Source organism: Marinovum sp. PR37, from assembly GCF_028807375.1.
GTDB classification, from domain to species: Bacteria; Pseudomonadota; Alphaproteobacteria; order Rhodobacterales; family Rhodobacteraceae; genus Marinovum; species Marinovum algicola.
On record NZ_JARAML010000010.1, the window covers coordinates 100,611 to 120,564 of the forward strand.

The window sequence follows — 19,954 nt, forward strand, 5'->3', positions numbered from 1 at the left end:
TTTCAGCACGCGCATCGCACGTGCGCTCAATTGGCTCGCTGGGCTTGTCCCGGGTTTATCGCTGCCGCCCAAGGGGGTCAATCCACCCATCACATATTCGCGAGAATTGATGACCTCGGTAATCGCCCGGAAATTAGGGACTTCCGGGCGAAATTTCCGGCCCGTCGCGCCCGGGTGCGTCGCACTCTGTTGTGCGCTAACAGCGCCGGCCCCAAGCGGCCCCCGCCCCGGGCCCGATCCGGGGCCCCACGGCCTGCCCGGCGCGACCGCGCCAGGCCGCCGGTGTCACGCCCAGCCGGGCTTGCGCTTGTCGAAGAAGGCGGCGATGCCCTCCTGTGCCTCGGCGCTTTCCCAGCGTTCGGCCAGCGCCCCGGCGGCAAAATCCATCTCGTCCTGGCTGACGCCGCCGCCCAGCGCGCGGATCAGCGCCTTGGCCTCGGCCACCGCGCCCGGCGCGCAGGCCAGATAGGGCGCCACTTCCGCCGCGACCGCCGCATCCAGATCGGCCGCCGGCACCGCCCGCGCCACCAACCCAAGCGCCATCGCCTCGGCGGCATCGAAAATCCGCGCCGACATGAAGACCCGCCGTGCCATCGCCGGCCCCATGCGTTTCAGCGCGAACGGCCCGATATTGGCCGGGATCAGCCCCAGCCGGGTCTCGGTAAAGCCGAATTTCGCCCCCTCCTCGGCAATCACCACGTCACAGACTGACATCAGCCCCATACCGCCGCCAAAGGCATTGCCCTGCACCCGCCCGATCAACGGTTTCGCCAGGGTATCAAGCGCCTGCAACATGGTCGAGAGCTTGGCACTCTCGCGCTTGCGCGTCGCCGCGTCCATCTCGAACTGCGCCCGCATCCAGGCCAGATCGCCACCGGCGCAAAAGCTCTTGCCCTCGGCCGCCAGCACCACCACCCGCACGCGGTCATCCGCGTCCAGCGCCTTGGCCGCCGCCACCAGATCGGCCAGCATCTGCGCCGACATGGCATTGTGTTTCTCGCTCCGCGCCAGCCAGAGCGTCGCCACGCCGCGGGCGTCGGTCTCTGTTCTTACAGTCTCATACATCATCCGTCTCCCGCGGCACGCGCATCGCGCGCGCCATCTCTGCCGCCGTGGCGATCACCCCCCGGTCGAGGCCGGTCTCATAACCCAGCGCTTCCAGCCGTGCGGCCACCGCCTCGGTCGCCACATTGCCCGCCGCGCCCGGCGCGTAGGGACAGCCCCCTAGACCGCCCACTGCCGCGTCGAAGACCCGCAGGCCCTGCTCCAGCGACACCTCGATATTGTCCAGCGCCCGCCCGCCGGTGTCATGGTAATGCCCCGCCAGCCGCGCCGCCGGCACCTGCGCGGTCACCGCCTCCAGCATCGCCGCGATGCCCTCTGGCCTAGCCTGCCCGATGGTGTCGCCCAGCGAGACCTCATAGCAGCCCATGTCCAGCAGGGCCCGCGCCACCCGCGCCACCGCATCCGGCGCCACCGGCCCGTCGTAGGGGCATTCCACCACGCAGGAGACATAGCCCCTGACCGGCAGCCCCGCCGCCCGGGCCGCCTCGGCCACCGGGCGGAAGCGTGCCAGGCTCTCGGCGATGCTGGCGTTGATATTTGCACTGGAAAACCCTTCGGAGGCCGAGCCGAAGATCGCCACCTCGTCGGCGCGCGCCGCAAGCGCCCCCTCCAGCCCGCGCAGGTTCGGGGTCAGCGCGGCATAAGACACCCCCTCGGCCCGGTCGATCCCGGCCAGCACCGCCCCGGAATCCGCCATCTGCGGCACCCATTTCGGCGAAACGAAACTGGCGCATTCGATGCGGCGAAACCCGGCGCCGCTCAGGCAGTCGACCAGCGCGATCTTTTCCGCCGTCGGGATTTGGCGCTTTTCATTCTGCAAGCCGTCGCGCGGGCCGACCTCGAAAATCTCGACCTTCGCGCTCATGTCCCGACCTCCTCCAGCGGATAGAAGTCGCGATCATAGAGATCCTGCTCGCCGTCGCGCGCCTTGGCCCGCTGATAGCCGGGGCGCGCCTTCAGCCGATCCCAATAGGCCGTGAGCCGGGGAAATTCGTCGAACCGCACGTAATAACGCGCCAGTTCGAACCCGTAGGAAAACATGATATCGGCCGCCGAAAACCCCGAGGCCAGGCAATGGTCGTGCTGCCACCGGGCCTCCATCGCGCCCAGCGCCGCCCGCAGCCGTGCGGTCAGCAGCTTGATCACCACCGGCGAGGCATCCGCCGGATCCCGGAGGAACACCCGGTTGAGATTGAGGTTCTCCACCAGACAACCGATGGTCTCGGAATAGGCGATGAACTCGAGATAGCGCGCCCGCTCGGCCGTGCCCGGCGCCGGCTGAAGCCCGGGCTCGGGATGCTGTTCGCAGAGCCATTGCAGGATCGCCCCGCTCTCGAACAGCACCTCGTCGCCATATTCCAGCGCCGGCACCCGGCCGGCCGGCGACAACGCCTTGAACTCCGGCCGCCGCAGGGAACCGTCGCGGATCGAATAGGGCACCACCTCGAAATCGAGCCCCAGCTCCTCCATCAGCCAGAGCACCCGGAACGAGCGCGCCAGCGGCACATGGTGCAGACGGATCATGCCGCCGCCTCCCCGTCCTCGGCCAGCCGGATCAGCGCCGCCCCGGCCTCGACCTGGGCCCCGGCCGGCACCAGCACCTCGGCCACCACGCCATCGCGCGGCGCGGTCAGGGCATGTTCCATCTTCATCGCCTCGAGCACCGCCAGCCGGTCGCCGGCCTGCACCTCCTGCCCGGCCTGCACGTCGATCTTCTGCACCAGCCCCGGCATCGGCGCCTCGATCACCGAGGCATCGCTGGCCGCCCCCGCCGCCCGGTCGAGCGCCCGGATCACCCGGTAGGCCCTTCCGTAATCGGCAAAGACGGTCACCACGTCGCCGGCCACCGCAAAGGGCCAGGCCGCGCGGCCATCCAACGTCCAGCCGCCCGGGCCACGCCGCGCCGCGATCACTCGATCGCCGATCTCGACGTCGCAGGCGCCCGGCCCGCGCACCCGCAGCCGCAGCTCGTGCCGGCTCTCGCCCTCGTCCAGTACCAGGGTCCGCGCCAGCGGCTGCCAGAGGGTGAAACCTGTCGCCCAACCGTCGCCCTGCCAGAGCCCGGCCTCGACCAGCGCCGCCTGCGCCAGCGCCGCGGCATTCTCTTCCGCCACGGCGGTCAGCGCTGCGATCTCGCGGCCGATCAGCCCGGTGTCCACCTCGCCACGGCCAAAGCCCTCATGCGCCGCCAGCGCCCCGAGAAAGGCCAGGTTGGTCACCGATCCCGCCACCTCGGTGCGTCCCAGCGCCTGGCGCAGCCGTTTCAGGGCGATCTCCCGGGTCGGCCCATGGGTGATCAGCTTGGCGATCATCGGGTCGTACCACGGGCTGATCTCATCGCCGCCGCGCACCCCGGTATCGGCGCGCGCGCCCTCGGGGAACGACAGATGCGTCAGCGTCCCGGTGGCCGGCAGGAACCCCGCCGGCACATCCTCGGCATAAAGCCGCGCCTCGAAGGCATGGCCGGTGATCGTCAGCGCCTCCTGCCGCGCCGGCAGGCTTTCGCCGGCCGCCACCCGGAGCTGCCATTCCACCAGGTCGACGCCAGTGATCATCTCGGTGACCGGATGTTCGACCTGCAAACGGGTGTTCATCTCCATGAACCAGAACCCGTCCGGCCGCAGCCCCTGCGAGCCATCGACGATGAACTCCACCGTCCCCGCGCCCTTGTAGCCGATCGCCTCGGCCGCGCGCACCGCCGCCTGCCCCATGGCCGCGCGCATCTCCTCGGTCATGCCGGGCGCCGGTGCCTCCTCGATCACCTTCTGATGGCGCCGTTGCAGCGAGCAATCGCGCTCGAAGAGATGCACCGCCCGGTCGCCATCGCCAAAGACCTGAACCTCGATATGGCGCGGCTGGGTGACGAATTTCTCGATCAGCACCGCGTCATTGCCAAAGGCGGTGCGCGCCTCGGCCCGCGCGCTCTCCAGAGCCCGCTCGAACTCGGCCGGCCGTTCCACCAGCCGCATGCCCTTGCCGCCGCCTCCGGCGACCGCCTTGATCAGCACCGGATAGCCGATTTCCTCGGCGCGCGCCGCCAGCCCCTCCTGCGAGGCGCCGTGATAGCCCGGCACCACCGGCACCCCGGCCTCCTGCATCAGCGCCTTGGCGGCATCCTTCAGGCCCATCGCTCGGATCGCCTTGGCCGAAGGTCCGATGAAGGTCAGCCCGGCCGCCTCCACCGCCTCGACGAACTCGGGGTTCTCGCTGAGAAAGCCATAGCCCGGGTGGATCGCCTGCGCGCCCTCGGCCAGCGCCACCTCGATGATCCGGTCACCCTTGAGATAGCTCTCGGCCACCGCCGCCGGCCCGATGCAGCGCGCCACATCGGCCATTGCCACATGCGCCGCCCCGGCATCGGCCTCGGAATAGACCGCCACGCAGCGCACGCCCAGGCTCTGCGCCGTCTTCATCACCCGACAGGCGATCTCGCCCCGGTTGGCAATCAGGATCGTGTCAAACATCGGGCTTCCCTTCGCTGGTCCGCATCTTCTTCTCTTTGCAAATACGCCTCATGCCGCCTGCCCCGATCACATCCGGAAGACGCCGAAGCGCGTGTCCTCGATCGGCGCATTGAGCGCCGCCGACAGCGACAGGGCCAGCACCTCGCGCGACTTGCGCGGATCGATGATGCCGTCGTCCCAGAGCCGGGCGCTGGCATAAAGCGGGTGGCTCTGCTCCTCGAACATCTCGATCGTCGGCCGCTTGAATTCGGTCTCCTCCGCTTCGCTCCAGTTGCCGCCGCCGCGTTCGATGGCATCGCGTTTCACCGTCGCCAGCACGCCGGCCGCCTGCGCCCCGCCCATCACCGAGATGCGGCTGTTGGGCCAGGTCCAGAGAAAGCGTGGCTGATAGGCGCGGCCCGACATGCCGTAGTTACCGGCCCCGAAGGAGCCACCGACCAGCATGGTGATCTTCGGCACCGAGGTGGTGGCCACCGCAGTCACCATCTTGGCGCCATGGCGGGCAATGCCCTCGTTCTCGTACTTCCGCCCGACCATAAAGCCGGTGATGTTTTGCAGGAAGACCAGCGGCGTCTTGCGCTGCGAGCACAATTCCACGAAATGCGCGCCTTTCTGTGCCGCTTCGGAAAACAGCACGCCATTGTTGGCCACGATCCCCACCGGGCAGCCGTTCACCTCGGCAAAGCCGGTCACCAGCGTCTCGCCGAAGCGCGGCTTGAACTCGTCGAAATACGAGCCGTCCACCAGCCGCGCGATCACCTCGCGAATGTCATATGGTGTGCGCAGATCGCCCGGCACCACGTCGAAGAGCTCGTCAGGGTCATAGGCCGGCGCCGACCCCGTAGGGTGGGTTTGCAACCCACCGCCGCTGTGTCCGCCAAGCGACCCGACAGCCCGCCGCGCCAGCGCCAGCGCGTGGCTGTCGTCTTCGGCCAGGTAATCCGCCACGCCCGAAAGCCGCGTATGCACATCGCCACCGCCAAGATCCTCGGCGCTCACCACCTCGCCGGTCGCCGCCTTCACCAGCGGCGGCCCGGCGAGAAAGATCGTACCCTGTTCCTTGACGATAATGGTCACGTCCGACATCGCCGGCACATAGGCGCCGCCCGCCGTGCAGGAGCCCATCACCACGGCGATCTGCGCGATCCCCTTGGCCGACATCCGCGCCTGATTGTAGAAGATTCGGCCGAAATGGTCGCGGTCCGGAAAGACCTCGTCCTGGTTCGGCAGGTTCGCCCCACCTGAATCCACCAGGTAGATACAGGGCAGATGATTTTCCTCGGCGATCTCCTGGGCGCGTAGGTGCTTCTTGACGGTCATCGGGTAATAGGTGCCGCCTTTCACCGTGGCGTCGTTGCAGACCACCATGACCTCGCGGCCCATCACCCGGCCGATGCCGGCGATGGCGCCGGCGGCAGGGGCCGCGCCGTCGTACATGCCATGCGCCGCGGTGGCGCCGATCTCGAGGAAGGGCGAACCGGGATCGAGCAGGTTGGCCACCCGCTCGCGCGGCAGCATCTTGCCACGCGCCACATGGCGCTCGCGAGATTTCGCCCCGCCACCGGCGGCCGCGGCTTCGGCCGCCTCCTGCACCACGCGCAGCGCCTCTTCATGGGCGGCGCGATTGGCTTTTGCCGCGTCCGATCCGGTCACCAGCTTCGATGTCAGCTTCATGTTCCGCGCCTCCTGCGCAATCCCGGCCCTCCGGCGAGGGCCCTTCGTCCTGTCATTCGTCTCGGTCTGTTCGCTCCGGGCCGGGCCTTCCTCATCGCCCGGGTCGCGCCTTGGGCCGGGGCGGCGGTGGCGGATCGGCCCAGCCGGTTGTCACCGCTGGCGCCGCCAGCCCTAGGTATCGCCCCACCTGCCAGGCCAGCACGGCGCTTTTCAGCCGCAGATTGGCCTCGCGCGCGGTGCACCAGGTGGCCATGACCTCGCCCGCCCCGGCGCAATCCGGCCCCGCCGAAATGTCACGCGCAAGGTGCCAGGCCGTATGATAAAGCCGCGTCGGCAGCCCCTCGCTTGGCGGCGGCGGGTCCGGCAGTGCCGCCATGATATGGCCGTGCAGCACATGCTGGTCGCCGGCCAGCGCCTTCTGGCAGGCCAGCGGCGCCGCCGAGCGGTCGCAGCGGGTGACGCCGATATTGCCGCAGTATTCCACCCCGCGCACATCCCAGAGATCGAAATCCGCCGCATCGAGCGCCCGGTCGCGATGGACCCGAAGCCGCCATTCGTAGCGCGCGACCTCGGCATCGATGCAGGCCGAGAACTCCGGCAGCGTCTCCTCCGACCGGGCCGCCCCGGCCAGGCCCACCAGGGCCACGACGGCCCCGCCGATGATCTGCGCCCCGCAGCCCATCTCAGGCGCGATAGTCCGGGTTTTCGTAGTCGAAACGACAGCCCGCCTCGAACGCCTTGCGGTCGTTGCCCTCGTTCGGATAGCCGCCGGCGTCGCGCAGCATCCGGGCGGCATGCATCAGGTTCCAGGTCATGATCGTGGTGTTGCGGCGGGTAAAATCATTGTCGAAGCCGACCGGCGTGTCCCCCTCCTGCGGATCGCCATAAGACGGCCCCGGCCCGGCCTCGCCGATCCAGCCGCAATCGGCCTGCGGCGGGATGGTATAGCCCAGGTGGCTCAGCGCGAACCCGAGGGTCATCGCCACATGTTTGACGCCATCCTCGTTGCCGGTGATGACGCTGCCGCCGACCTTGCCGTAATAGATCGACTGGCCCTTGTCGTTGAGTTCGCCCGACATGCCGTACAGCCGCTCGATCAGCACCCGGCAGACCGAGCTTTCCTCGCCCAGCCAGATCGGCGTGCCGACAACCAGAATATCGGCCGCCTTGACCTTGTCCCAGAGCTTGGGCCAGTCGTCGCTGTCCCAGCCATGTTCGGTCATGTCGGGAAAGATGCCGGGCGGCACCTGGTAATCGAGCAGATGCAGATGTTCGACGTCGACGCCGTTTTTTTCCATGATGTCGGCCGAGGCCCCCATCAACAGCCTTGTGTGGCTCTTGCTGCCGTCTTTCTTCAGCGAGGTGTTGATAAAGAGCGCCTTGAGTCCTGCGAATGTCTGTTTGCCATCGGTCATTGTCATCCTCCATGGGTGGGGTCAGCCTAGCACGCGTGCCATGCCCGGCCTATTCACCTAGGTCCTTCTTCAATTGCTCCAACTCGCGATCGAGAAAGAACGACGTGATCGACCGGATCACCACCAGCAGGCCGAGGAACATCAGATCCGAGAATGCCAGGCTCAGCGCGGTGTGGATGATGTCCGACACGATGAAGAGTTCGAGCGAGGCCAGGATATAACGGCCCAGCTCGATGCGTTCGCGGTTGGTCCGGTTGACGCGCTCGGAGCCGCGCCCGAAGATCTCGGCCCCGCTCACCCCGATGATGAAGCGCACCGCCCCCAGCAAAATCAGCACCACGGCGGCGATATCGACAATGGCGGCGGCCCATTCCAGCAGTTCGACCAGCCAGGAAAACTGGCCATGCAGAATGCCGCCCTCAAGTTCCAGATCGACAAGACTTCCCAAGATCACACACCTCCGTTCCGGGTTCCGGATCGTACGCCCAATCCGGCCGCCGAAGTCGCGGTTCCGTTCAGCCCATCTTCGCCATCATCTCGCGGCCGATCAGCATGCGACGGATTTCCGACGTGCCGGCGCCGATCTCCATCAGCTTGGCATCGCGGAAGATGCGGGCCACCGGGGTTTCGTTCATGAAGCCCGCGCCCCCCATCGCCTGCACCGCCTGATGCGCCACCACCATGGCCTCTTCGCTGGCATAGAGGCAGCAGGCCGCGGCGTCCTGACGGGTGACCTCACCGCGATCGCAGGCCTTGGCCACCTCGTAGACATAGGCGCGGGCGGAGTTCATCTTGGTGTAGATGTCGGCCAGCTTGCCCTGCATCAGCTGGAAGTTTCCGATCGGCTGTCCGAACTGCTTGCGCTCGGCCATGTAGGGCATGATCTCGTCGAGACAGGCGGCCATGATGCCGGTGCCGATGCCGGCCAACACGACGCGTTCATAGTCCAGCCCCGACATCAGAACGCGCACGCCCTTGCCCTCTTCGCCGAGGATGTTGTCGAACGGCACTTCGACGTCCTCGAACACCAGCTCGGCGGTGTTCGAGCCGCGCATCCCCAGCTTGTCGAAATGCTTCGAGGTGGAAAAGCCCTTCATTTCCTTCTCGATCAGAAAGGCGGTGATGCCTTTCGACCCGGCGTCCGGATCGGTCTTGGCATAGACCACCAGCGTATCGGCATCGGGGCCATTGGTGATCCAGAACTTGTTGCCGTTGAGCCGGTAGTGATCGTTGCGCTTTTCCGCGCGCAGCTTCATCGACACCACGTCCGAGCCGGCACCGGCCTCGGACATCGCCAGCGCACCGACATGTTCACCCGAGACGAGGCGCGGCAGGTATTTCTGCTTTTGCTCCTCGGAGCCGTTCAGCTTGATCTGGTTGACGCAGAGGTTGGAATGCGCGCCGTAAGACAGCGACACCGAGGCCGAGGCCCGCGCGATTTCCTCGACCGCGATGACATGGGCGAGATAACCCATGCCCGCGCCGCCGTATTCCTCGGGCACGGTCACGCCCAGCAGGCCCAGCTCGCCCATCTCCTGCCAGAGCTCGTTGGGGAACGCGTTCGTGGCGTCGATCTCCGCCGCCATCGGCCGGACCCGGTCCTGCGCCCAGCGGTGCACCATCTCGCGCAGCGCGTTTACATCTTCGCCCAGATCAAACGCCATCACCGCGTTGAACATGACCTTGCCTCCCAATTAATGAACAAGTGTTCAATAAATCCATACCAGCAGGTTTCGAGTCGGTCAATGGCCAGTTGCCCCACCCGCCCCGGCCCCCGCGCCGGGGCCTCTCGGCCGAAAGTGCGACCCCGAGCCTACCACGAAAAAGGGCGGCCCATCCGGGCCGCCCGTGACACTGGTTACCGAACGTCAGGAAACTTAGCGCACGACGTAGACGATGGTGCGCTGTTCCGGCTCCACGAGGACCGGCTGGCCGTTGATGTAGACATAGCGCAGCTCGGCATCCGGGATTTCGACCAGCTCCACGCTCTCGGGCACCACGGCGCCGCGCACCACTTCGCCTTCGAGATAGATCGGATCGAGCGTGTTGGTGCGCACATAGGTCACCACGCGTTCGTCAGGCTGGGCATAGGCGCCGGCCGACCCGGCCAGCAGACCACCGGCAACGGCACCGATCGGCCCGGCGACAAGCGCACCGGCCACGGCACCCACGGTCCCGGCACCGGCAAAGGCCTCGCCGTCCTTGGATGAGTCATAGGTGACCGTGCCGACGGTCACTTCCGGGGCGATCACGGCGGTCGGGGTCTCTTCGACCATGGCGGTCAGATAGTTGCCATAGGCCCAGCCCTCTTGGCCGTCATACGTCACCTTGCACCAGTTCGATTCCTCGATGCAGCCGTCAACGCTGGCCTTGGCCTCGGCATCGATCACGCCGATGATCTCATACTGGGGGCCGGGGCCGGCGCGCAGGTTGAGGTCGGTCACGGCGGTGGCCGAGGTCGCGGCGGCGGCCGAACCGGCGGCAAAAATGGCGGTCGAGGCGGTCAGGATAGCTTTGCGAAACATGGGTAGACTCCTTCTCACTTTGCTTTGAAGCGGCGCATGTTGCGCGGCGTTCGGGGGTCTAATCGCCAGCCGATGAAGTTTGTTCCGCGCTGTCGTGCAAACTTGCGGCGTTTTGCGCAAGGCCCTCGGCCCCTTGGCAAAATCCCGCCCAAAACCTCCGAAGGACCCGGCGTTTCCGTGCCGATGCGCGACAACGTGATGCAACCTTTTCAACGCACCGGCATTGGCGCGCGCCGCCGCGCGGGAACCGAGGACGCGAGGGCTGCGTTGCACCTTGACCGGTCGCCGCGACCGGGATCATGTCTGGTGGGCGCCTTACGCCCGACGCATTCAGGAGTTCGCCATGCCCGCCACCCTCGCCCGCCTCTGCGCCACCGCCACCTTCTGCCTCGGCCTTGCTGGCGCTGCCGGCGCCGAACAGGTCGGCGAGATCGATGTCGACTGGGTGGGCAACGACATTCTCATCGAGGCCATCGCCGACCCCAAGGTCGAGGGTGTCACCTGTCATATCGCCTATTTCGAACGCGGCCTGTTCGACCGGCTGTCCAAGGGCAACTGGTTCGAAGATCCCTCGAACGCCTCGATCGCCTGCCGCCAGACCGGGCCGCTAAAGGTCGGCGACATCGACCTGGACGAAGACGGCGAGGACGTGTTCCGCACCTCGCGGTCGATCATCCTGAAATCGCTGCGGGTCAAACGCATTTTCGACGAGGCCAATCAGACGCTGATCTATGTCGCCCATGCCGCCGAATTGACCGATGGCTCGGCCAAGGTCTCGATGTCGACGGTGCCGCTCTATGGCGCCCGGTTGCAGGATTGATGAACCGCGCTCACCTCGGCCCGAATGATCCGCGCGATCAACGCGCAATCCTCGAGGCTGAAGGTCAGCGGCAGGCGCATGTCCACGATGCCCTTCAGAACCCGGTCGGTGGCCGGCATCGCCTCTGACGGCGCATAACGCCAGCTGTCGTAGCGCGAGGTAAAGGCCACCGGCTCGGCGCCACCGAACCACTTGAGCTCGACCCCCCGGTCGGCACAGCGGCGCAGCGCCTCGGCAATCGCTGCCTCACCCCAGTCGAGCAGCAGAAACTGGATCGACGAGCCGACAAAGGCCTCGCCCTCGCGCCGCGCCACCACATGCAGCCCGGGCGTGTCGCGCAGCCCCTCTTCGACCACGCTGTACCGCGCGTTCCAGCGCGCGATCTGCCGGTCGAGCGCCCGCAGTTGCGGGCGCAGGATCGCCGCGCGCAGATGATCCATCCGCCCCGAGACATTGGGCGTGTCGTATTTCACCCGCTCGAACACCTCTGACCCCGGCGCCGCCAGATGCCGGCCGTAAAGCATGTAGGAACCGGAAAGCATCACCGCCCGCGCCGCCACCTCTTCGTCATCGGTGATCAGCAAGCCGCCCTCGCCGGAGTTCACATGTTTGTAGGTCTGGCAGGAGTAACAGCCCAGAACCCCATGCCGCCCCGAGGGCAGTCCGCGCCAGGCGGCGCCCATGGTATGGGCACAATCCTCGATCACACGGACGTTCGCCGCGTCGCAGATCGCCATCAGCCGGTCCATGTCGCAGATGTGCCCGCGCATGTGGCTCAGCATCAGCACCTCGGCCTGATCCGCCTTGGCCGCCAGGTCGTCGAGATCGATCACCAGCCCCTCGGTCACGCCGACAAACACCGGCACCGCACCGACCGAGGCGATGGCGCCGGGCACCGGCGCCAGCGTGAAGGCATTGGTCAGCACCCGGTCGCCCGGCCGGACCCCGATGGCCCGCAGCCCGCAGGCCATGGCATAGCCGCCCGAGGCCACCGCGAGGCAGTATTTCGCCCCGACCCGGGCGGCGAATTCCTGCTCCAGCAGCGCCACTTCGCCAGCCTCGTCGGGGGCCAGGTTGTAGCGATGCAGCCGCCCCGAGCGCAAAACCGCCAGCGCCGCCTCGATCCCCTCTTCGGGGATTGGCTCCTGCTGGGTGAAACTGCCGTGAAATCTCTCGTTCATGCGCCAGTCTTGCGGCGGGCTCCGGCCGAGGTCAACCACCTGCCGGCCGCCGTTCTAGAGTGCGCCGCGCCCCAGCGCCAAATCCACCACGCCCGGCAGATCGCCATAAGCTTGCAACAGATGTTCCGGCTCGAGCGCCGCCATGTCGTCGCCCGAGGGGCCGAAGGTCACCAGCACGCTGGGCACGCCGGCCGCCCGCGCGGTCTCGCGGTCGGTCACGCTGTCGCCCACCAGCAGCGAACGCTCGACCGCGCCGCCGGCCCGTTCGACCGAGGCGCGGTAAGGCGCGGCATCGGGTTTGCGCACCGGCAGCGTATCGGCCCCGACCAGCGAGCCAAACAGATCACGCACGCCAAGCGCCACCAGCAGCTTGTGTGCCAGGCGCTCGGGCTTGTTGGTGCAGATGCCGGTACGGATGTCGGCGCCCTGCAAGGTGCCGATCGCCTCGACCGCGCCGGGATAGAGCACCGTGGTGTGATGCAGCGCCGCGTCATATTCCTCGAGCAGCCGCGGATACCAGGCGTCGATGGTGGCGAAATCATCCGCCCGGCCCAGCCGCTGCATCCCCAGAAGCAGCATCGCCCGCCCGCCGCGCAGCGCCGTGCCGGCATCCCCGGGGCCCAGCAGGTCGCCCTCGCCCATCGCCCGGAAACAGGCGTTGGCGGCGGCCAGCAGATCGCCACTGGTGTCGGCCAGGGTGCCGTCGAGGTCAAAAATCACGGTGCGCATCGGCGTGCCTTTCCTGACACAGACGGAAATCCAATGTGAGCGGCGCGTCCTTGCGGCGCGCGCCTCAGCGGATAAAACGGGACCGACCTAATTACAAAGAGAATCTGTTATGAGCATCGCACTCGTCATCCTTGCCGCCGGCAAAGGCACAAGGATGCGCTCCGACCTGCCGAAAGTCCTTCACAAGGTGGCCGGCGCGCCGCTTCTGGCCCATGCGATGGCCTCCGGCGCCAGCCTCTCACCCGAACGCACGGTGATCGTCACCGGTCACGGCGCCGAGCAGGTGGAGGCCGCCGCGCGCGAGATCGACGAAACGGCGACCTGCGTGCTGCAATCGGAGCAATTGGGCACCGGCCATGCGGTGCTTCAGGCACGCCCGGCGCTCGAAGGCTTCAGCGGCGATGTCATCGTGCTTTATGGCGACACACCCTTCATCCGTCCCGAAACGCTCGAGGCCATGGCCGAAGCGCGCAGGAGCCATGATGTGGTGGTGCTGGGCTTTACCGCCGCAGATCCGGGCAAATACGGCCGGCTGGTGATGGAGGGCGACGCGCTGATGCAGATCGTCGAATTCAAGGATGCCGGCCTGCGCGAACGGGCCATCGATTTCTGCAATTCCGGCGTGATCTCGGCCAGCGCGGAAACGCTCTTTGCCTTGCTCGACCGGGTCGGCAACGACAATGCCTCTGGCGAATACTACCTGACCGACATCGTGGCACTGGCACGCGAGGCCGGGCTTTCGGCCACGGCCGTCTCTTGCGACGAGGCCGAGACCATGGGCGTGAATTCGCGCGTCGACCTGGCCGCTGCCGAGGCCGGGTTCCAGTCGCGCAAACGCGCCGAGGCGCTGATCGAGGGCGTGACGATGACCGCGCCCGAGACCGTCTGGTTTGCCCATGACACCTGGATCGGCCCGGATTGCGAGATCGAGCCCAACGTCGTCTTCGGCCCCGGCGTGACGATCGAGAACGGCGCCCATATCCGGGCCTTTTCGCATCTCGAGGGATGCCATGTGTCGCGCGGCGCCGTCGTCGGCCCCTATGCCCGTCTGCGCCCCGGCGCGGAACTGGCCGAAGATGTCCGGGTGGGCAATTTCGTCGAGATCAAGAACGCGGTGCTGGACGAAGGCGCCAAGGTCAATCACCTGACCTATATCGGCGACGCCCATATCGGCGAAAAGACCAACATCGGCGCCGGCACCATCACCTGCAATTACGACGGGGTCTTCAAGCACCGGACCGAGATCGGGGCGCGGGCCTTCATCGGCTCGAACACCATGCTGGTGGCGCCGGTCAAGGTGGGGGCCGAAGCGATGACCGCGAGCGGTGCGGTAATCACCAAGGAGGTGCCCGAGGGCGCGCTGGCGATTTCCCGCGCCGATCAGGTCAACAAACTTGGACTGGCCCGAAAATTGTTCGAAATGTTAAAATCCAAAAAGGCAAGTCAGGCGGGGAGCAAGGGATAATGTGCGGTATTGTCGGGTACCTTGGAAACCACGAGGCCGCGCCGATCCTTGTCGACGCGCTGAAACGGCTGGAATATCGCGGCTATGACAGCGCCGGCATCGCCACGGTGCACGGTGGCCGTCTCGAACGGCGGCGCGCCGTCGGCAAGCTGGTCAACCTCTCCGACCGGCTGGTGCACGAACCGCTGGCCGGAAAATCAGGCATCGGCCACACCCGCTGGGCGACCCATGGCGCGCCCTCCGAGGTCAATGCGCATCCGCATTACACCGGTCGCGTGGCGGTGGTGCACAATGGCATCATCGAGAATTTCCGCGCGCTGCGCGAAGAGCTGGCCGCCGCCGGCATCGCCACCGAGACCGACACCGACACCGAGACCGTGGCGCTGCTGACCCATCACCACATGAGCCAGGGCAAGTCCCCGGTCGAGGCCGCCCATGCCGCGCTCGACCGGCTCGAAGGCGCCTTTGCCCTGGCCTTTCTCTTTGACGGCGAAGAAGACCTGATGGTCGCCGCCCGCAAGGGCAGCCCGCTGGCCATCGGCCATGGCGAGGGCGAGATGTACGTCGGCTCCGACGCCATCGCGCTGGCGCCGCTGACCGACAAGATCACCTACCTCGAGGAAGGCGACCGCGCCGTTCTGACCCGCACCAGCCTCGAGATCCGCGACCACCAGGGCCGCCTGGCCAACCGCCCCACCAAGACCGTGGCGCTGGATGCCACCAACGTCAACAAGGCCGGTTACAAACACTTCATGGCCAAGGAAATCGCCGAACAGCCGGCGGTGATCCAGAACGCGATCACCAAATATCTCGACGAGGCCGGCACCGGCCTCAGTTGGCCCGAGACCCTGCCGGATTTCTCGCAGGTCGACCGGCTGACCATGGTGGCCTGCGGCACCGCCTCTTACGCCTGTTTCACCGCCAAATACTGGTTCGAACGCATCGCCCGCCTGCCGGTCGAGGTCGATATCGCCTCGGAATTCCGCTACCGCGAACCGCCGGTCACGCCGCGCACCGCCGCGCTGTTTGTCAGCCAGTCGGGCGAGACCGCCGACACCCTGGCGGCGCTGCGCTATGTTCGCGACAAGGCCGATCACGTGATCTCGGTGGTCAATGTCCCCGAAAGCTCGATCGCCCGCGAGAGCGACACCGCCCTGCCGATCCATGCCGGGGTCGAGGTCGGCGTGGCTTCGACCAAGGCCTTCACCTGCCAGCTCACCGTGCTGTTCCTGCTGGCGCTCAAAGCGGCCCACGACCGGGACCAGATCACCACCGAGCAGCTTCAGGATCACCTGGCCACCCTGCGCGCGCTGCCCGGCCAGATCAACGACGCCCTGACCCTGAGCGACGCGCTGCGCGACATCGCGCACGATCTTTCCGATGCCAGCGACGTGCTGTTCCTCGGCCGCGGCCTGATGTACCCCCTGGCATTGGAGGCCGCGTTGAAGCTCAAGGAAATCAGCTATATCCACGCCGAAGCTTATGCGTCGGGCGAGCTCAAGCACGGCCCCATCGCGCTGGTCGATCCGACGGTGCCGGTGGTGGTCATGGCACCGCGCGACTCGCTCTTCGACAAGACGGTGTCGAACATGCAGGAGGTCATCGCCCGCTCCGGCCGGGTCATCCTCATCACCGATGCGCAGGGCCGCGACGAGGCCGCCGAGGACGTCTGGCACAGCCTGGCCCTGCCGACGGTGCCCGAGGTGCTGACCCCGATCCTCTATGCCATCCCGGCACAGCTTCTGGCCTATCACACCGCGATCGCCAAGGGCACCGACGTCGACCAGCCCCGCAACCTCGCCAAATCGGTGACGGTGGAATAATGGGCAAGCAGTTCGAGGCCCTGAGCGACGCCCACCGCGATTTCATCGCCGCGCAGCACATGTTCTTCTGCGGCACGGCGGCGGCCGAGGGCCGGGTCAATATCTCGCCCAAGGGCATGGACAGCCTGCGGGTGCTCGGCCCCAATCGGATCGTCTGGCTCAACATGACCGGATCGGGCAATGAAACCGCCGGCCACCTGGCGCGCGACCCGCGGATGACGCTGATGTGGTGTTCTTTCGACAAGCGCCCGCAGATCCTGCGCACCTATGGCCGCGCCCGCACCCTGCACCGCGATGCCGCCGACTGGGACGACATGATCGCCCGGTTCGGCGACCGGCTCGGCGCGCGCCAGATCTATGACCTGAGCATCGACATGGTGCAGACCTCCTGCGGCTATTCCATCCCCTTCATGGATTTCACCGGCGAACGCGACACCCTCACCCGCTGGGGCGAGGACCGGGGCGCCGAGGGGATCCGCGACTATTGGGCCAGCCGCAACCGCGAGACGATCGACGGCCTGCCCACCGGCATCGACGCCAACCTGACATGACCCTCGACGACGCGCTCGCGGCGCTCGAGGCCCGAAGCGACGCCGGCCGCGCCGCAGGCGCCGCCGCCTATCACAAGGCGGCGCGGCGCTATCTCGGCGTACCGAACCCGGTGCTCAACGACCTGACCAAGAGCTGGCGGCAGGCGCTGTCGCTGCCCGAACGGCTGGCTCTGGCCGAGGCCCTCTGGCAGACCGACATCCACGAGGCCCGGATCGCCGCCGCCAAGCTGCTCACCCAGGCGCGCCTCCGCCCGAATGACGCCGTCTGGGCGCTGATCTGCACCTGGGTTCCCGATTTCGACGCCTGGGCGATTGCCGATCATGCCTGCATGGCCGGGCAGCGCCGGCTGAGCGCCGATCCGTCGCGGCTCGACCAGGTCGAGACCTGGACCGCCTCGGATCACCTGTGGACCCGGCGCGCGGCGCTTGTCATCACCCTGCCCTGGGCCAAGCTGCGCCACCCGAAGCCGGCGCAGGAGGCCGAGCGGCACCGTGTCCTCGGCTGGGCAGCGGGCTACGTCGACGATCCCGCCTGGTTCATCCAGAAATCCGTGGCCTGGTGGCTGCGCGACCTGTCGAAACATGCCCCCGAGCTGACCCGGGCGTTCCTGGCGAAGCATGGCGCGCGGCTGAAGCCCTTTGCCCGCCGCGAGGCCGGCAAATACCTCAGTTCCTGAACACCCGGAGCGTGACCAGCCCGGTCAGCGGCGCTCCGAGCAGGCGCATCGCCGGCAGCGAAATCCGGCTACCGGCGGTCGCCGCCCCGTCGATCGGGATCAGCTCGACCTGCGCCAATTTTCCGGTCTCCGGGTACTCCACCCGGCCCTGCGCCGGCGCATCCACCAGCGGTGTCTCGAGCCAGAAGCCGGAGCGCGTCGGATCGCCCAGCGAGGCGACGGTGGTGCCAAGCGATTGCGCGCCGGCCTCGGAGGGCGCCGCAGCGGCCCTGGCGCGCTCTTCGGCCGACGTGGTGTCAAAAGCCGCTTCCGACGCCGCATCGGCCGGCGGCGCGGCGGCCGTTTCCGGCGCACCGTCGGTGTCGGAAACCCCGGCAGGCGCATCCGCCTGCCGTTCTCGTTGCTGGAACGGGGCGCTCAACTCGGCACAACCTGCCAGCACAACCAGCGCCGTGGCGCCGAGGAAAAACCGGTACATCATGGCGGCAGGTTACGCCAATGGTCTCGGCCGTCAACGCCACATTCCCCTTGTCGGCTCGTTTCGGCAACCTTACGTTCATCACATGACTCCAAAGCTCATCGATCCCTTTCTCCGCCCGATCTCCTACCTTCGGGTCTCGGTCACCGACCGCTGCGATTTCCGCTGTGTCTATTGCATGGCCGAAAACATGACCTTTCTGCCCAAGAAAGAGCTGCTGACGCTGGAGGAACTGGATCGGATGTGCTCGACCTTCATCGGCCTCGGGGTGGAAAAGCTGCGCATCACCGGCGGCGAACCTCTGGTGCGTCGCGACATCATGACGTTTTTCCAGGCGATGACCCGCCATCTCGACAGTGGCGCGCTCCAGGAATTGACCCTGACCACCAATGGCAGCCAGCTCGAACGCTTCGCCGATCAGCTTTTTGCCGCCGGCGTGCGCCGGGTCAATGTCTCGCTCGACACGCTGGACGAGGAGAAATTCGCTCGCGTCACCCGCTGGGGCCGCCTGCCCCAGGTGCTGCGCGGCATCGACGCGGCGCAAAAGGCCGGGCTCCGGGTCAAGATCAACACCGTCGCGCTCAAGGGCTTCAACGAAAACGAGCTCTTCACGCTCACCCGCTGGTGCGCCGCGCGCGACATCGACCTGACCTTCATCGAGGTGATGCCGATGGGCGATCTCGGCAACGAGGACCGGGTCGGCCAATATTGGTCGCTCGACGACCTGCGCGACCAGCTGCGACAGGAATACCGACTCACCGACCTGCCCGAGCGCACCGGCGGCCCGGCGCGTTACGTGCGGCTCGAGGAGACCGGCCAGAAACTCGGCTTCATCACGCCGCTGACCCATAATTTCTGCGAAAGCTGCAACCGCGTGCGCCTGACCTGCACCGGCGAGCTGTTCATGTGCCTCGGCCAGGAAGACAATGCCGACCTGCGCGCCGCGCTGCGCAATCATCCCGAGGATGACGCGCCGCTCGAGGCCGCAATCCGCGACGCCATCGCGCACAAGCCCAAGGGCCATGATTTCGATTATTCCCGCCAGCGCGCCGATGGTCAGGTCTCGCGCCACATGAGCCACACCGGCGGCTGATCCGCCGGCGGCGCGCCCGGGGCGGCCGGCGCGCAGCGTATTTGTCAAAGAGAAGAAGCAGCAGGTCTTTCTTCTCTTTCCCAAATACGCCTGCACCTCGTTTCATGCCCTGTTTGACGCCAGTTGGGCGCGGTGTCCCCGGCCAGGGTCACCGGATCAGGCCCACTCCGGCCCGAGATCGTCGTGGGCGCGATCGATCCAGTGGTCTTTCAGCCAGTCGCAGGGCTTGGAGTAGCGGATGAAAGAGCCGGTGTACCCCTCGAGCGCATCCGGCATTTTCGGGCGCCCGTGGAAACAGACGACGCGCGCCTCGTCTGGCAGGCGCGGGGCGGCAAGGTAATTGCGCGGGAACGGGTTGCAATCGTATTTGTAACTCACCACCCAATCGCCGGGAATATAGTCGAAGACGCCCTCATCCATCGCCTTGTGCGACGTGTAACGCTGTTCGGATCCACGGGCCTTTTCGACTTCTTCGTAAGGGTTTGCGGCCAGATCTTCATACAGGAACCCATGCCGGCCGGGATCGAAGCGAAACACCGATCCATGACCGGTGGGCCGGCCCTTGCGGGCTTCTGTCCAGTCGTGGCGCATGGCGATCTTGCCCGGCGACATCTTCCAGATCGGCGTCAGGTCGCCGGTGATCACCACGTCGAGATCGAACCCCAGCACCGGCCCGTCGAGATCCGGCACCAGCCCGGGGCGGAACAAAGAGACCTTGCGCATCGCCCCCTGCCGGTTGGCGACGGCAAGGGCGGCATTCATCGGCTCGGCAAAGGGTTCGACCGGCAGGTCGAGCAGCTCGATGTCCGGGTGCAGCCCGGCGCGCTCTTCGGTCATGCAGAAAAACCGCACCGGGTGGTCCAGGTTGCGCCGCACCCCGGAATAGAGCCGGTTGACGTACTCCGGGCCGAAAAGCGTGCCCCATTTGATGCACATGATGTTCGCGGTCTGAGCTTGCGTCACCCTTGGCTCCTTTTTTCTGCCCTCCCCGCTT

Annotated in this window: 20 protein-coding genes; 6 read left to right on the plus strand and 14 right to left on the minus strand. The window is 66.9% G+C overall.

Annotated elements, in window-relative coordinates; genetic code table 11:
* Positions 1-285: 285 nt before the first annotated feature.
* From PVW49_RS10820 to PVW49_RS10865, 10 genes are all read right to left on the minus strand, one after another.
* Positions 286-1,065 carry a crotonase/enoyl-CoA hydratase family protein gene (locus tag PVW49_RS10820; RefSeq protein WP_074837218.1) on the minus strand — a complete coding sequence of 260 codons (780 nt, stop codon included), beginning with the start codon at positions 1,063-1,065 and terminating at the stop codon, positions 286-288.
* On the minus strand, positions 1,058-1,930 hold the full coding sequence (locus PVW49_RS10825; protein ID WP_274590528.1) for a hydroxymethylglutaryl-CoA lyase: 873 nt from the start codon (positions 1,928-1,930) through the stop codon (positions 1,058-1,060). Before PVW49_RS10825 ends, PVW49_RS10820 begins: the two co-directional genes overlap by 8 nt.
* Positions 1,927-2,589: a glutathione S-transferase family protein gene (locus PVW49_RS10830; RefSeq protein WP_274590529.1), complete on the minus strand. Its 663-nt coding sequence runs from the start codon at positions 2,587-2,589 to the stop codon at positions 1,927-1,929. Before PVW49_RS10830 ends, PVW49_RS10825 begins: the two co-directional genes overlap by 4 nt.
* Entirely contained in the window at positions 2,586-4,529 is a 1,944-nt protein-coding gene (locus PVW49_RS10835; protein ID WP_274590530.1) for an acetyl/propionyl/methylcrotonyl-CoA carboxylase subunit alpha, read from the minus strand. Before PVW49_RS10835 ends, PVW49_RS10830 begins: the two co-directional genes overlap by 4 nt.
* Before the next feature lie 66 nt (positions 4,530-4,595).
* A complete protein-coding gene (locus PVW49_RS10840) occupies positions 4,596-6,203 on the minus strand; it encodes a carboxyl transferase domain-containing protein (RefSeq protein WP_274562514.1) in 1,608 nt (535 codons plus the stop codon).
* A gap of 91 nt (positions 6,204-6,294) precedes the next feature.
* A complete protein-coding gene (locus PVW49_RS10845) occupies positions 6,295-6,849 on the minus strand; it encodes a hypothetical protein (protein ID WP_274590531.1) in 555 nt (184 codons plus the stop codon).
* 37 nt (positions 6,850-6,886) lie between these two features.
* A complete protein-coding gene (locus PVW49_RS10850; protein WP_048532315.1) occupies positions 6,887-7,618 on the minus strand; it encodes a flavodoxin family protein in 732 nt (243 codons plus the stop codon).
* Between the two features lie 49 nt (positions 7,619-7,667).
* Positions 7,668-8,072 (minus strand): DUF1622 domain-containing protein, encoded by a 405-nt coding sequence (locus tag PVW49_RS10855; RefSeq protein ID WP_244526520.1) that lies wholly within the window; start codon positions 8,070-8,072, stop codon positions 7,668-7,670.
* Positions 8,073-8,133: 61 nt separating this feature from the next.
* On the minus strand, positions 8,134-9,297 hold the full coding sequence (locus PVW49_RS10860) for an isovaleryl-CoA dehydrogenase (RefSeq protein ID WP_274590532.1): 1,164 nt from the start codon (positions 9,295-9,297) through the stop codon (positions 8,134-8,136).
* A gap of 198 nt (positions 9,298-9,495) precedes the next feature.
* Positions 9,496-10,143 carry a DUF1236 domain-containing protein gene (locus tag PVW49_RS10865; protein WP_048532317.1) on the minus strand — a complete coding sequence of 216 codons (648 nt, stop codon included), beginning with the start codon at positions 10,141-10,143 and terminating at the stop codon, positions 9,496-9,498.
* Positions 10,144-10,486: 343 nt separating this feature from the next.
* Between PVW49_RS10865 and PVW49_RS10870 the strand changes: the two genes are divergently transcribed.
* Positions 10,487-10,963 (plus strand): CreA family protein, encoded by a 477-nt coding sequence (locus PVW49_RS10870; RefSeq protein ID WP_048532318.1) that lies wholly within the window; start codon positions 10,487-10,489, stop codon positions 10,961-10,963.
* Here the strand turns inward: PVW49_RS10870 and PVW49_RS10875 are convergent.
* Together PVW49_RS10875 and PVW49_RS10880 are read right to left on the minus strand one after the other, a co-directional pair.
* Entirely contained in the window at positions 10,939-12,144 is a 1,206-nt protein-coding gene (locus PVW49_RS10875; RefSeq protein ID WP_074837211.1) for a DegT/DnrJ/EryC1/StrS family aminotransferase, read from the minus strand. The genes PVW49_RS10870 and PVW49_RS10875 overlap by 25 nt on opposite strands.
* A 54-nt stretch (positions 12,145-12,198) precedes the next feature.
* Positions 12,199-12,873 (minus strand): HAD-IA family hydrolase, encoded by a 675-nt coding sequence (locus PVW49_RS10880; RefSeq protein WP_274590533.1) that lies wholly within the window; start codon positions 12,871-12,873, stop codon positions 12,199-12,201.
* A 109-nt stretch (positions 12,874-12,982) separates the two neighbouring features.
* On the opposite strand from PVW49_RS10880, the gene glmU reads away from it, so the two are divergent.
* Genes glmU through PVW49_RS10900 form a run of 4 tightly spaced genes read left to right on the plus strand, consistent with a single transcriptional unit; the run spans position 12,983 to position 17,389 of the window.
* Positions 12,983-14,338, plus strand: coding sequence for a bifunctional UDP-N-acetylglucosamine diphosphorylase/glucosamine-1-phosphate N-acetyltransferase GlmU (gene glmU, locus PVW49_RS10885; RefSeq protein WP_274590534.1), 1,356 nt, complete (start codon positions 12,983-12,985; stop codon positions 14,336-14,338).
* Positions 14,338-16,161: a glutamine--fructose-6-phosphate transaminase (isomerizing) gene (glmS, locus tag PVW49_RS10890; RefSeq protein ID WP_274590535.1), complete on the plus strand. Its 1,824-nt coding sequence runs from the start codon at positions 14,338-14,340 to the stop codon at positions 16,159-16,161. Before glmU ends, glmS begins: the two co-directional genes overlap by 1 nt.
* Entirely contained in the window at positions 16,161-16,712 is a 552-nt protein-coding gene (locus PVW49_RS10895) for a pyridoxamine 5'-phosphate oxidase family protein (RefSeq protein WP_074837207.1), read from the plus strand. Before glmS ends, PVW49_RS10895 begins: the two co-directional genes overlap by 1 nt.
* The gene (locus PVW49_RS10900) at positions 16,709-17,389 is read left to right on the plus strand and encodes a DNA alkylation repair protein (RefSeq protein ID WP_274590536.1); all 681 of its coding nucleotides are present in this window, start codon (positions 16,709-16,711) and stop codon (positions 17,387-17,389) included. The genes PVW49_RS10895 and PVW49_RS10900 overlap by 4 nt, the downstream gene beginning before the upstream one ends.
* Here the strand turns inward: PVW49_RS10900 and PVW49_RS10905 are convergent.
* Positions 17,379-17,870, minus strand: a complete 492-nt coding sequence (locus tag PVW49_RS10905) for a hypothetical protein (RefSeq protein ID WP_274590537.1) — start codon at positions 17,868-17,870, stop codon at positions 17,379-17,381. The genes PVW49_RS10900 and PVW49_RS10905 overlap by 11 nt on opposite strands.
* Before the next feature lie 82 nt (positions 17,871-17,952).
* On the opposite strand from PVW49_RS10905, the gene moaA reads away from it, so the two are divergent.
* On the plus strand, positions 17,953-18,960 hold the full coding sequence (gene moaA / locus PVW49_RS10910) for a GTP 3',8-cyclase MoaA (RefSeq protein ID WP_274590538.1): 1,008 nt from the start codon (positions 17,953-17,955) through the stop codon (positions 18,958-18,960).
* Positions 18,961-19,116: 156 nt separating this feature from the next.
* Here the strand turns inward: moaA and PVW49_RS10915 are convergent, their stop codons facing one another.
* Complete coding sequence (locus PVW49_RS10915) at positions 19,117-19,896, minus strand: glycosyl transferase (protein WP_074837204.1); 780 nt, start codon at positions 19,894-19,896, stop codon at positions 19,117-19,119.
* Positions 19,897-19,954 lie beyond the last annotated feature (58 nt).

Coding starts and splice junctions, on each gene's coding strand:
- PVW49_RS10860 (WP_274590532.1), bottom strand. CDS start 9,297: ATGTTCAACGCGGTGATGGCGTTTGATCTGGGCGAAGATGTAAACGCG.
- PVW49_RS10840 (WP_274562514.1), bottom strand. CDS start 6,203: ATGAAGCTGACATCGAAGCTGGTGACCGGATCGGACGCGGCAAAAGCC.
- moaA (WP_274590538.1), top strand. CDS start 17,953: ATGACTCCAAAGCTCATCGATCCCTTTCTCCGCCCGATCTCCTACCTT.
- PVW49_RS10880 (WP_274590533.1), bottom strand. CDS start 12,873: ATGCGCACCGTGATTTTTGACCTCGACGGCACCCTGGCCGACACCAGT.
- PVW49_RS10895 (WP_074837207.1), top strand. CDS start 16,161: ATGGGCAAGCAGTTCGAGGCCCTGAGCGACGCCCACCGCGATTTCATC.
- PVW49_RS10875 (WP_074837211.1), bottom strand. CDS start 12,144: ATGAACGAGAGATTTCACGGCAGTTTCACCCAGCAGGAGCCAATCCCC.
- PVW49_RS10850 (WP_048532315.1), bottom strand. CDS start 7,618: ATGACCGATGGCAAACAGACATTCGCAGGACTCAAGGCGCTCTTTATC.
- PVW49_RS10825 (WP_274590528.1), bottom strand. CDS start 1,930: ATGAGCGCGAAGGTCGAGATTTTCGAGGTCGGCCCGCGCGACGGCTTG.
- PVW49_RS10830 (WP_274590529.1), bottom strand. CDS start 2,589: ATGATCCGTCTGCACCATGTGCCGCTGGCGCGCTCGTTCCGGGTGCTC.
- PVW49_RS10835 (WP_274590530.1), bottom strand. CDS start 4,529: ATGTTTGACACGATCCTGATTGCCAACCGGGGCGAGATCGCCTGTCGG.
- PVW49_RS10900 (WP_274590536.1), top strand. CDS start 16,709: ATGACCCTCGACGACGCGCTCGCGGCGCTCGAGGCCCGAAGCGACGCC.
- glmU (WP_274590534.1), top strand. CDS start 12,983: ATGAGCATCGCACTCGTCATCCTTGCCGCCGGCAAAGGCACAAGGATG.
- PVW49_RS10820 (WP_074837218.1), bottom strand. CDS start 1,065: ATGTATGAGACTGTAAGAACAGAGACCGACGCCCGCGGCGTGGCGACG.
- PVW49_RS10865 (WP_048532317.1), bottom strand. CDS start 10,143: ATGTTTCGCAAAGCTATCCTGACCGCCTCGACCGCCATTTTTGCCGCC.
- PVW49_RS10915 (WP_074837204.1), bottom strand. CDS start 19,896: ATGTGCATCAAATGGGGCACGCTTTTCGGCCCGGAGTACGTCAACCGG.
- PVW49_RS10905 (WP_274590537.1), bottom strand. CDS start 17,870: ATGATGTACCGGTTTTTCCTCGGCGCCACGGCGCTGGTTGTGCTGGCA.
- PVW49_RS10870 (WP_048532318.1), top strand. CDS start 10,487: ATGCCCGCCACCCTCGCCCGCCTCTGCGCCACCGCCACCTTCTGCCTC.
- glmS (WP_274590535.1), top strand. CDS start 14,338: ATGTGCGGTATTGTCGGGTACCTTGGAAACCACGAGGCCGCGCCGATC.